Genomic DNA, 11,363 nt, shown 5'->3' on the forward strand with positions numbered 1-11,363 from the left:
AAAGATCATCTATGCTTATGCGTTAACGGATTCCGGCTGCCAATTGCGAACGCCGTTGTCCTCGATAATGCCGATCGTGACGTCCGCGATCGATGGATCGAGCATCAGGCTGTCCCGCACTTTGAATTTGATGTCGTCGGCTTCGGCCAGCGTCATTCCGGGCTTAAGCTCGATTAATCCCTCGACGTGATAGTACCTGCCCTCTTGCAGGATTCGCATCGAGTAGATGTCCGTCACTTCCGTATGGGAGAAAATAAGGTTCGCCACTCTCTCTTCCACGTCCGGCGGTGCGGCGACTCCGATCAATCCGACCATATTGTCGTAACCGACTCTGAAAGCGACGACGATCATCAGCAACCCGATAAGTATCGTCGATACGCCGTCCAGGAACGAAAAGCTTGTGAAAGCCGTGAACACGACCGCGATCAACGCCAACAGCGCGCCTGTCGTAGCTACTAAATCCTCATAGAACACCAATCGCGTCGGAGGGGCGGCTCGTCCCACGTTCGCGAAGGCGGCGGTGATGACCGAAGATCCTTTCACTTCGCTTCTCGATTCAAGAACGATTTCTTTCATGGCCTTCCATAAAACGAAACCGTCAACGATTATCGATAGAACGAGGATGACGAAGTTGATCCAGAACCCCTGCGATTCCGCGGGATGTTGGAGCAAATGAATACCTTCTCTTATCGTCTCGTACGCCATTACCGTTACGACGATAACGGCAACCATGCAGAATAAGTTGATGACCCTGCCGAAGCCCGTCGGAAATCGCTTGGTCGCTTTTTTCTCGGCAAGCACGCTCCCCGTGAATACGAACGCTTGGTTGATCGCGTCCGCGATGGAGTGCATCGTCGAAGCGAACATGGCGCCGCTCCCCGTCATGAATGCCGCGAACCCTTTAATGATCGCGATGCCCGTGTTGCCAATTGCCGCAGTTGCGCTTGATGTGTTGCCTCTCTTGAGTAATTTCCAGAAACTTCTACTCTCGCTGTCTGATGACATTCGTCAATAGTCCCTCCATATGATGTGAATACCGTTGGAAGCCTAAGCATTCGGTCATTAAATATACGCGATTGCGCTTTCCGGGTTTCAACGACCGGAATACATACCTTCGAGCCTGACAAGCCCATCGCGCGCGCGGCGGTAATCGACAATATGCTTAAGTCCGTATGGGCCGATTTCCTTGGCCAATATTATGCCCAATACTCCGAGCCAACCCTGCTTAATCGGATTTGGATGGAGGACGGCCGTTCTTTAGCCAAGAAAGTGACGATTGGCGGATCTTTCTCGTTGGCCGGTTACGGTTTCTGGTATATAGGCGGCGAAGCGTCGACGTGTGGGCGAGCTTGCGCAATGCGATGAGATTCCATTCTTATACGTTCGCGTAAAATCACGAAGGCGGCATTCCGATTCCGGATTGTCGCCTTCGCCTTCGTTATGGCTTGTTCTGCGGTTCAAAGCTCACCGCCCAATTTCCCTGTCTAAAAAGAGGTTCGGAACGGCCGTCTTCGAGGATGCCGTCTATGTCCAAATCCTCTGCTCCCATCATGAAGTCGACGTGGATGAGCGAAGTATTTCCCCCGCGCTGCACCAGTTCTTCCTCGGAAAGTTTCGTTCCGTTCTCTAGATTCGTCGGATAGCAGCTTCCGAGCGCAAAATGACAAGACGCATTCTCGTCGATACCGGTATTGTAGAAGATTCGATTCATGTCCGAAATCGGCGAACGATGAGGCACGAGCGCGACTTCGCCTAAATAGCGGCTTCCTTCATCTATCGCGAGAAGATGATTCAGATGCTCAATGCCGACTTTCGCGTCGTGTCGGACAACCTTCCCGTGCTCGAACGCGAACGAGAAACCGTCCACGATCGTGCCGTTCACGTTAAGCGGCTTCGTACTCGTTACCGTACCGTTCACGCCCGTTCGCTTCGGCATCGTAAACACTTCTTCCGTCGGCATATTGGCCACGAACCGCAAACCCGACTCGTTGTCTTTATCGCCGCCTAGCCAGATGTGGCCATCCGGCAACTCGACGCGAAGGTCGGTTCCCGGAGAGCGATAATGAAGCGCGGCATATCTCTTCCCGTTCAGAAATTTTCGAATGAGTCGCAGTTGTTCCAGATGCGCTTTCCATGACGCTACCGGATCTTCCTCATAGATGCGGTTCATGCGGAAGATCGCGTCCCACATCGCTTCCACCCGTGTCTCTTCGGGGAGATCGGGGAATACCTTGGACGCCCACGCGCTCGTCGGCGCTTTGATCAAGCACCAACTGAACTTGCTCGTGCGGACGTAATGCTGATACGTCTTGCGCGCCACTGCCGCCGCTTTAGAAGCGCGCGACACGAGCTCGGCATCGATGCCATGATAGAGATCGGGGTCGGGCACCTTGATATGCAGCACAGCCCCGCCTCTCTCCGCGAATCGCGCCAGCATATCCGCATGCCAATCCGGATAATAGTCGGCCGACGATTCATCGCCGTGGACGAACCGGCTCCTCGTTATCGTGTCATCCAGCCAGTTCACTTGTACGTAGCCCGCCCCGGCCGCATACGCTCGATCTACGATTAATCTCGTTAATGATAGGCATTCCAGCGGCGATTCGATCATCAAGTCTTGTCCGCTCTGAAGATTGACGCCGACTTTAACGACGAGCTCCGCGTACTTCTCTAAGTTGCGCTTCCATGCTTGCATGCGTTTTCTCCTTTATCGCGGCATTCACTAAAGGCATTACACACTATTATCTCATTGTATGTAGGATTTCTCGATCATTAAAATCGGTCAGGACGATATCCGCTCCATCCATCTTCTCTTGAACGTGGGCCAAGCCTTTAAAGGCGACGCACTTCATTCCCGCAGACTTCGCCGCAAGCAGCCCGTTGCGGGAATCCTCGATGACGACGCAACGAGTCGGATCAACCTGCAGCTTGCTTGCAGCAAGCAAGAAAATTTCCGGATCCGGCTTGGACGCTTCCACTTCATCATCGCATACGCATTGATCGAAGTATTTCCCGATATTAAAAATGTCCAGCACGGCATTCATCCGCTTTCTGGAAGCGCTGGTGGCCAATGCAGTCTTAATGCCGCGTTCCCTCAGGGCGACAAGAAAATCCCTAACGCCTGGAATGAGCTCGATCTCTCTATATAAATCGATTTCTCGATCCACGTTATAGGACTGGATCAATTCATTCAACTCGTGAGGAAGCTGGAAATCTTCTTTTACCTTCGTCCAGAACTGGCGGGAGCTTAAGCTTCCCCACGACTGGATTTCCTCGTCCGACAAGTTGCAGCCGTAACTGTTCGCGGCTTCGCGCAAAAGCCGGATGGCGATCGAATGCGAATCGATAATAACGCCATCCATATCGAAAATAACGACTTCCATATTCGATATCCCCTCTTTATCGTACGACTTACGTCGCGCTGGCGCGATTACACGCGGGAACGCATCAATCTTCCCGCCAAATCGAGCAACGCCTCCATCGCCTGTTCGGCCCGGTTATCGAGCTCCGCGGTTGACGCGCTCGCGTATCTTGCGCGCCCGTCTCCTCCGATCGAGATCCAGTGCGGGCAGTTAATGCCGTGCAGGTTGCGCACGATCGCTTGAAGCTGCGTCAAAGAACTGACGCCCACCGGTCCTCCCGCGGAGCCGATCGACAGCACCGGTTTGTCCGCAAAATGCGCTTGCCCCAAATAATCGAGCGCGTTTTTGAGCGCGCCGCTGATCGAGCCATGGAACTCCGGCGTCGAGAGAACGATGCCGTCGGCTTCCATCATGAACCGGCTCATCCTTTGTACGCCGTCGTGATTCGAGTAATCTGAGTCCGGCGAATAAATCGGCAACTGCCATTCCGCCAGATCGAACACGCTTGCTTGCACATGCATCCGTTCCATTCGTTCGGCCATCGATTTAGCCAATATCGTGCTTGAGGCGCCTTTCCTGTTGCTTCCCGTCAGAAACGCGATTTTCATTGATTTCGCTCCCCTTCTCGCTCCTATGTCCAATGAGGCTTCTCTAAGATTAGTTACATTGTAGCGAGACGGCATTTGGGATCGCGTCGGCATACAGGATGAACTTTCGTTCATTCTTCTACGACTTTAGGATGAGGTCATGTCTTCTTGCTTTCCTGAGCTACGAATCGATCCCGCGTTTAACCGCGTAGATCGCTGCTTGCGTACGGTCGCTGAATCCGAGTTTATCCAGAAGATGACTGACGTGGGTTTTGACGGTTTTCTCCGTAATGACGAGCGATTCGCTAATTTCTTTATTCGACTTGCCCGACGCGATGAGTCGCAATACGTCCAACTCCCTGGGCGTGAGCTGGTTCAGCGCATCATCCGTGCCTGCCTTCCCGTCCCCTTGACGTTCTGCTCCGGATAAATGATGGACGAGCAAACCGGCTGCGTCCGGATGCAGTTCGACTCGTCCTTCGTGGACGCGCCGAATCGCCTCGACCAACGCTTCCGGTTCGATATCTTTCAACAAGAAGCCTTTGGCGCCGGCTTGGATGGCTGGCAACACATGGTCCTGATCCACGAACGAGGTGAGGACGATGACTTTCGTATCCGGCCAAGTTTGAACCAGCGACGCCGTCGTCTCGATTCCGTTCATCACGGGCATGTTCAAATCCATGAGAACGACGTCCGGCCGCGCCTCGGCGATTCGATCCAACGTTTCCTGGCCGTTCGCCGCTTCACCTACCCATACGATATCCGATTGCGTCGCGAGGAAAACTTGCAGACCGCGTCGGACCATGGCATGATCGTCGGCGATGAATAATCGGATTGCCATAACTGATCTCTCCTCGTTAACTATCAATCATCCGCGCGATCGAGGGGGATGACGACTTCGATCGTAGTTCCGCCGTAAGGGACTGTGTGAAGCGCGAACGATCCTCCGAGCGCCACCGCTCTTTCTCTCATCGTCGATAAGCCGATCGAATGCCGCTTCAACTCGTTCAGCCTTTGCGGGGTTATCCCCTGTCCGCGGTCGGCTATTGTCAAACCCGCTCTCTCTCTGCCTAGATGCAAAGAAACCCCGACATCATTCGAACCCGAGTGCTTGCTTACGTTATTGAGCGCCTCTTGGCCGATTCGCCATAAAGCCTCTTCGACTGCCCTCGGTAATTCGTTAATGCCATTAACTTTGGTGGACACATGAAGCCTTAACCGTTCCCCGTAATGCTTGAGCGCTGTCGCCAACCCCGCCTCCAACCCTGCTGGCCGAAGCTGCATGATGAGCTCGCGCATTTCCTTGAGCGCGCTTTGGGACAGCGCCTGCATTTCTTGCAAAGTCCTCCGCAGCAGTTCCTCGTTGCCCGAAGACAGCAGTCCGGACGAGCCTTTGGACATCATCGTGAGAGAGAATAACGTCTGGCTGACCGAATCGTGCAAATCCCGCGCCAGCTTATTGCGCTCATCCATTCGCACGAGCTCCCTTCGGTTGTCTTCCAGCCGAACCCGTTCGAACGTGACGCCGATCAGCTCCGCCAGCGCCTCGGTAATCTCGGAATCCGATAGATAGCGTTCGTCTCTCGTCTCATAACCGATGAGTAAAATTCCCGTCGCTTTTTTTCCGGGCGAACGGATCAAAGCCGCTGCCGCATGCGCGGCCTCGGGCAGCAATTCCTGCTGCGCGAGCCATGCGGCCAGTTTCTTTGCGTATTCATAGCATAGCGGTTCAGATGGGCGTTGAACCGCGCGATCCAAGTAACCTTCGATCCCATCCATCGGCACTTGCACTTGCGGAACGATCGTCCGACCTTCCGAATAGACGGCCCGAACGGTCCAGTTGCCGCCCGATGGTTCAAGCAGCGCTGCGCTTGGCCAGTCGAAATTCCGACCGATCAGCGTCATCGCCTGTTCCCATAGTTCGGCCAACTCGCCGTATTGGGAAGCCGCAACGCCGAGCGCCGATCCGTATTCGCCTAGCTTGGCGAACAAAGTCGCCCTGCGCCGTTCCGCGGCGTACAGACGCATCCGCTCCATTGCGCTTCCGATTTGGAACGCAACGGATTGCAGCAATGCGAGTTCCGCCTCGTCGAAATGGATTTTACCCGGCGCCGCCACGTTCAACAAGCCGAACCGCCTGCTTCCCGATCGGATCGGCACGGTAGCGTGATGAGTAATCCCGCGCGTATCGCCCCAGGAACAAGCTTTCGCTTTGTCGATTCGTCTGCAAGTCATGATGTTGACGGCGTTCTTCAGCCTGCCGTCTCCGTAGCGGTCCAGACACCAGCAGCCGCCGCAGCGCATGGGCTCATTCTCTTTATGGGTAAGGCCCGGAGGCAGGTTGATACCGGCTTTAAATTCATAGTCGCCATGCTCATCCACGAGATACATCCATCCGGTCGATAATCCCGTGAGCTCCAACAGCTTCTCGATGGCGACGTTCACCATGGCGTTCAGGTCGTTGGACTCGTTGAGCGTCTCGGCGATCGTCTTCAGCGTAGTCAACTCTTGGATGTGCAAGTCTTTCTGGTCCATAGTCGATACGCCTCTCCTCTCATCCCGTTCGTTATCTCAATCATAGCAATAGTCATGCTATTAAAAAAGCCGCGAGATTATCGCGGCTTGAACTCCAGTGATAATAGTCGGCTTAAATACTCGGCCAAGGAAACTGCGGCGTTGCCTATCGCGGTCCCGGTCGCCTCCGAGGCTTTCCGCGCCGCGGGAACCATCGAGAGTTGCGCGGCGACGATGGTCTGATCCGGGAGTTCCCGCGCAATTCCGATCATTCCGCTTGCAACTTGCTCGAGGTATTGATCCTTCTTCCCCTGCATGATCAATTCGAACGTGCCGGGCACTATGCGAGCGCTCGCATCCAACGCAGCTCCATGCTCTTCGAAATACCGGCGCAGTCGCCCCAGCGTACCGTCTACCGTGTTCGGGTTCGTAAATACGAGGACGATCGGTTGAGCGCCGTTCAACAAGTCTTGAAAGAGAGGCTCGTCGATCTTAACGATCGGTACCGGAAAACGATGAATATCGTCGCGAATCAGCGCCGCGTAGAATGTGCATGTCACCAGGATCGCATCCACCTGGCTGCGGGCGATCCAGTTCAACGTATCAAGCACTTTGCGTTCGGCTTGTTCGCGGGTGAAATCCGGTTCGTTCTTGATTCGGTCAAGTCCGGGATCTACGAAGTGGATACACTCGACGTCGTAATCGCTCAAAGCGTCATCGATTTGTTCGATATTCGAATAATGGGCGTGGAAACAACCGATTCTTGTCATCTGATTTACCCCTCCGGATTGCTGACTGTCTATCATCTTAGTCGTCGAAGGGATTTTTGGCAATATTCCTTTACTTAAGGGCCTGAATCGTCGCGGATACAATATAATCGTCGATGCTGGCTCCCGGAACCCACTCTTTAATAAAAGATCGGGACTCATCCTTCGGTTGAATTCTTATGTCGCGGAAACCCGCCGCGCGCAGCATCTGTTCCATTTCATCGACAGTCGAAGCTCCCGAGATGCATGCGGAGAGCGACTCCGGGTCGGATTTCCATTCTTCGGGCATCGTCGCCGTCGCGACCACGTCCGAAATCGCAAGACGACCGCCGGGTCTCAGAACCCGATACGCTTCATTGAATACTTGCGGTTTATTCGGCGATAGGTTGATTACGCAATTCGAAATAATCACGTCTACGCTGTTATCCGCAACGGGCAAGTGTTCGATCTCGCCTAGGCGGAACTCGGTATTGCGATAAGATCCGTTCGCCGCGTTCGAGCGCGCGCGGCTAATCATCTCCGGCGTCATGTCGACCCCGATCACTTGACCGGTTTCTCCGACCTGCCGCGAGGCTAAAAAGCAGTCGAATCCTCCGCCGCTCCCTAGATCGAGCACGACTTCGCCTCCGCGTAACGAAGCGATAGCCTGCGGATTCCCGCATCCAAGTCCTAAATTCGCGCCGCTCGGCACGTCGCCTAATTCCGCGTCGGAATAGCCGAGAACGGAAGAGACGGCATTTGCTTCGGAATGCGTATCGCAGCAACCGCTTGAAGGACCGCAGCAGCCTTCTTCGGACGCTCCTTGCATCGCGATTTGCTTGTAACGGTTACGAACATGCTGACGAATTTCGTCGTGTTTTACTTGGTTCATCGATTATCGCTCCCTAATTAATCAATTTTTTTTGATCTATTCGACAGACGAAAGCTTTAGCAGAAATCGCCTGATGGAATACCTTCGTTGCGGAATATGCAGCATAGCTCCGGAGAAAGAAGACGATTCACTTCATCGTGATTCAGCTCGTAGAAGCTCCAAGTTCCTCTCGTTTCGCGTTTGATTAGTCCGGCGTCCAGCAGTATCTTCAGATGATACGAGAGCTTCGATTGCGGCATATCGACGATTTCCGTTAAGTCGCATACGCAAGTGTTCCCTCTTCGGGTCAGTTCGTGCATGATCTGCAGCCGCTTCTCGTCCGCCAACGCCTTAAATTTCGTTTCGAACACGGAGAAGTCGACAGGAGATGCGGTTTGTACGTTCACTGGAAGTTCCTTTATCAAGACGATCCCCGCCTTATTCTTAATCAAAATCTTTTGATGAATTCATCCTAACATGGCAAAATGTACTTTGCAATAGTTAATCAAAATATTTTGATTAACATCGCCGAAGAGGAAATCATGGCGCTGTTCCGAGCGACACGAGATGCCATCAAAGACAGAATCGAATTATTCCTTCAAGAAGGAATGTAAATAAAACCAGCCGCCATGGGCGGCTGGCTCTCATTAAAATCATACTCTCTTGCGTACGGGATATAACATCGTAAAATGGAACGTTTCGAGCTCCGAATAAGGCACCGTAAGCGAGTTGAACGGTTCGAACGGTACGGTCTCCATGCCGAGAACGCCTGGTTGGCGATCGAGCTCGTATTCGGGAGATTGGTCCAGCCCTCCGAACATCTCATCATAAACGCGCCACATGTGCGCTTCGTCTCCGGATACGCGAGCGCTTGCGCACGGTCCGCCAGGAAGCTCCAACGCCTCGACGCCTTCGGGTACGTCTCCGAATTCGCGTACCGCTATCCCTACCCAAAGCGTATCGACTTTGTTTCCCCATTGGTCTTGCGGGATAAACACGAACACCGAAGGCTCATCCGTTATTCGAGCGTCGTCAAGAGGCACTTTCTCGCTCAGCTTGCTCCAGGCTGCGCGCGTTCCGCTCTTGTCGGGCGTCATCGCCGTACGAACCGCCAACGCTTTGAACGGGGCGATATCGACGACTTGAATCGAATTCGTCTCTTGCATGTTGTCGTCCTCTCCTCTCGGGTTGCGATTCGCGTTTCCTTCGATCGTCTTTAACGCGTTCGGTACGAGCTTCGGCTTATAGCCGTCGGCGTTGCGTCTTACTGGATGCTTCTCTTTTTTAATCTGCCAAGCGCTATTGTCCATAGGGTCCTCCCTCAGCTTACTCTCCGCAAATCATGATTTGATTGCCGTTAGGATCTTTAATGACGAACCACTTGCCGTTCTCGATTTCCGTGACGAGTTCCACGCCGAGCCCCTTGATATATTGGAACGATTGATGAACATCCTCGGTCATGAACATGAACGCCGGCGTTTGGAATACGGGTGCCCCTACCTCTTCGTTGTCTCTCCACATCGGCATCGTATCCAATATGATCCCGGTGCCTTCCATCGGCAATCCGCATAAATGCCCGTGCCAAAGTTCGCAATCGTTCTCGTTCAATCCGAGAATGCGGCAGTACCAACCGCGGGATTCTTCGATGTCCTTTACCGGGATGAATACATTGCCGATTTTATTGTTGACGGGGCTGCTGCGTACGTTGTTCGCCGTGGCTTGTCGTTCATTCATTGCTTTTCCTCCTATAATCATTCTTAAAGCTTTAGGCACTATCGCCGGTTTATAGTTATCCGGCGATTCTCTTCGCCGAGACTGCTCGTTCATGCTTCTTACGCCCCCTTTAATTCATGTCGTACAATAACCGGCACGTAACATTCGACGCCGACCGCGCGCTCGAAATCCGTATGTTCCAGGTCGGCTGAACGATCCGGCAAGTATCGCGCGAACCACGCTCTCTTACCGTCCGGCATATAGTCTTCGGACGAACCGAGCCAGCGGTAAAGCCGATCAAGCACGCCTGTCATCGCGCCGTACGCTCCGGTTGTCACGCAAGCATAACTTCCGCCTTCCAACTGGAACATTCGGGGAGCGTCCTCCTCCGAGGGGACGAACGATTCCGGCACGGAAACATAAATTTCGCAATAGCCTTCGTCCTCCGACGCATTCCCGTAACTGCAGCTCATGAGCAGTTGGAAGCTTGCGTCACCGACACGATTATGCTTCAAAATCCACTCTACCGCCGCTTCGTCGGCAAGCTTCGCGCAATCGGGACCTTCGGCCCGAAACCGAATCGTTCGCGCTTCCTTGCGAGTAACGATATCGATCGTCTCCGTTGCTTGTCTGCGGCTGACGGGAAGGAATAGCTTTAAGCGCACGATCCTCCCGTTATATTGCTGGAACTCTTCGAGAAAACCGTGGCTGCCGAGCTCGAACGTGCTTCCGGGCAACCATTCCGACAGCATTCGATTCCATGCGGCAACGATGGCGGAACCGGACTGCGCGGCGACCCAGGTTGCGGCGTATAGTCCGCCGGGAACATCAACCGTTCGGAGCCGCGGGTGTCCCGGAATACTCGCCGTATCGCCGGTCGCGACAAGCTGGTATCCGAACTTCGGCGCAACAGCGTCCTTGTCCACGTTCCAGCCCCAAAGCTTCATTTTACCGAGATCGATATCGCATGCTGCCAATGCGTTCCTGAACCTGCGAATGGCTTCGTCTTCGATTCCTTCTTCGGAGTCCGCTAGGTGCAAATAACCGATACCGCTTTGAGGAGCCAACCGTATGACTCTGACGTCCGAATAACGCTCGGATACCTCGCGATCCTCGATATAAGATACTTGCTCTAGAAGTCTAATCCGCTCGAAGCTGAAGATGAACTCCGATTGACGGTACGTCGCCGGGGTCAGACACGTATAACGTTTGAACGCGTTGTTAAAAGTCTGGTATGCGTCGAACCCGAGCCGATAGCCGATCTCGTTAGCCGGCAGCTCCGATTGCCGCAGCAGAAAAGCCGCCTCGCTCGTTCTCCTCTTGCGTATGTATTCCTTAACGGGGTGGCCCGTCATCGCATAGAACATCCGGTACAAGTTCGGAACGGACATTCTGCTTGCTTCGGCGATCCGATCCAGCTCGATCGGCTCGTGAAGATGCTCCTCGATATAATCGATGGCTTGTTCGATCAGTTCGGCTGTGCGCATGGCCCCCCCCTATACCCAGTCGCATGAATAGTCATTATTTTCCTATAGGCATCTTTATCATAACAAATCCGAGTCGCGTTCGA

Annotated in this window: 12 protein-coding genes; all 12 read right to left on the reverse strand. The window is 53.7% G+C overall.

What is annotated here, in order from left to right:
• Positions 1 to 15 precede the first annotated feature (15 nt).
• Positions 16 to 1,005, reverse strand: coding sequence for a cation diffusion facilitator family transporter (locus COHPA_RS0102445; RefSeq protein ID WP_027084606.1), 990 nt, complete (start codon positions 1,003 to 1,005; stop codon positions 16 to 18).
• Positions 1,006 to 1,438: 433 nt separating this feature from the next.
• Positions 1,439 to 2,695, reverse strand: a complete 1,257-nt coding sequence (locus COHPA_RS0102450; protein ID WP_027084607.1) for an aminopeptidase — start codon at positions 2,693 to 2,695, stop codon at positions 1,439 to 1,441.
• A 46-nt stretch (positions 2,696 to 2,741) separates the two neighbouring features.
• The gene (locus COHPA_RS0102455) at positions 2,742 to 3,383 is read right to left on the reverse strand and encodes an HAD family hydrolase (RefSeq protein ID WP_027084608.1); all 642 of its coding nucleotides are present in this window, start codon (positions 3,381 to 3,383) and stop codon (positions 2,742 to 2,744) included.
• A gap of 47 nt (positions 3,384 to 3,430) precedes the next feature.
• Positions 3,431 to 3,970 (reverse strand): NADPH-dependent FMN reductase, encoded by a 540-nt coding sequence (locus tag COHPA_RS0102460; RefSeq protein WP_027084609.1) that lies wholly within the window; start codon positions 3,968 to 3,970, stop codon positions 3,431 to 3,433.
• A gap of 160 nt (positions 3,971 to 4,130) precedes the next feature.
• Positions 4,131 to 4,790 carry a response regulator gene (locus COHPA_RS0102465; RefSeq protein ID WP_027084610.1) on the reverse strand — a complete coding sequence of 220 codons (660 nt, stop codon included), beginning with the start codon at positions 4,788 to 4,790 and terminating at the stop codon, positions 4,131 to 4,133.
• Between the two features lie 23 nt (positions 4,791 to 4,813).
• Entirely contained in the window at positions 4,814 to 6,484 is a 1,671-nt protein-coding gene (locus COHPA_RS0102470; RefSeq protein ID WP_027084611.1) for a GAF domain-containing sensor histidine kinase, read from the reverse strand.
• Between the two features lie 77 nt (positions 6,485 to 6,561).
• Positions 6,562 to 7,233, reverse strand: coding sequence for an aspartate/glutamate racemase family protein (locus COHPA_RS0102475; protein WP_027084612.1), 672 nt, complete (start codon positions 7,231 to 7,233; stop codon positions 6,562 to 6,564).
• A 70-nt stretch (positions 7,234 to 7,303) separates the two neighbouring features.
• Positions 7,304 to 8,101, reverse strand: a complete 798-nt coding sequence (locus COHPA_RS0102480) for an arsenite methyltransferase (protein WP_027084613.1) — start codon at positions 8,099 to 8,101, stop codon at positions 7,304 to 7,306.
• Positions 8,102 to 8,157: 56 nt separating this feature from the next.
• Entirely contained in the window at positions 8,158 to 8,502 is a 345-nt protein-coding gene (locus tag COHPA_RS22850; protein WP_281173021.1) for an ArsR/SmtB family transcription factor, read from the reverse strand.
• 231 nt (positions 8,503 to 8,733) lie between these two features.
• Positions 8,734 to 9,390, reverse strand: a complete 657-nt coding sequence (locus COHPA_RS0102490) for a GyrI-like domain-containing protein (protein WP_027084615.1) — start codon at positions 9,388 to 9,390, stop codon at positions 8,734 to 8,736.
• Between the two features lie 16 nt (positions 9,391 to 9,406).
• Positions 9,407 to 9,814: a VOC family protein gene (locus COHPA_RS0102495; protein WP_027084616.1), complete on the reverse strand. Its 408-nt coding sequence runs from the start codon at positions 9,812 to 9,814 to the stop codon at positions 9,407 to 9,409.
• A 98-nt stretch (positions 9,815 to 9,912) separates the two neighbouring features.
• Complete coding sequence (locus tag COHPA_RS0102500) at positions 9,913 to 11,280, reverse strand: helix-turn-helix domain-containing protein (protein WP_027084617.1); 1,368 nt, start codon at positions 11,278 to 11,280, stop codon at positions 9,913 to 9,915.
• Positions 11,281 to 11,363 lie beyond the last annotated feature (83 nt).

Origin of the sequence: Cohnella panacarvi Gsoil 349, from assembly GCF_000515335.1 — a bacterium.
Lineage (GTDB): Bacteria > Bacillota > Bacilli > Paenibacillales > Paenibacillaceae > Cohnella > Cohnella panacarvi.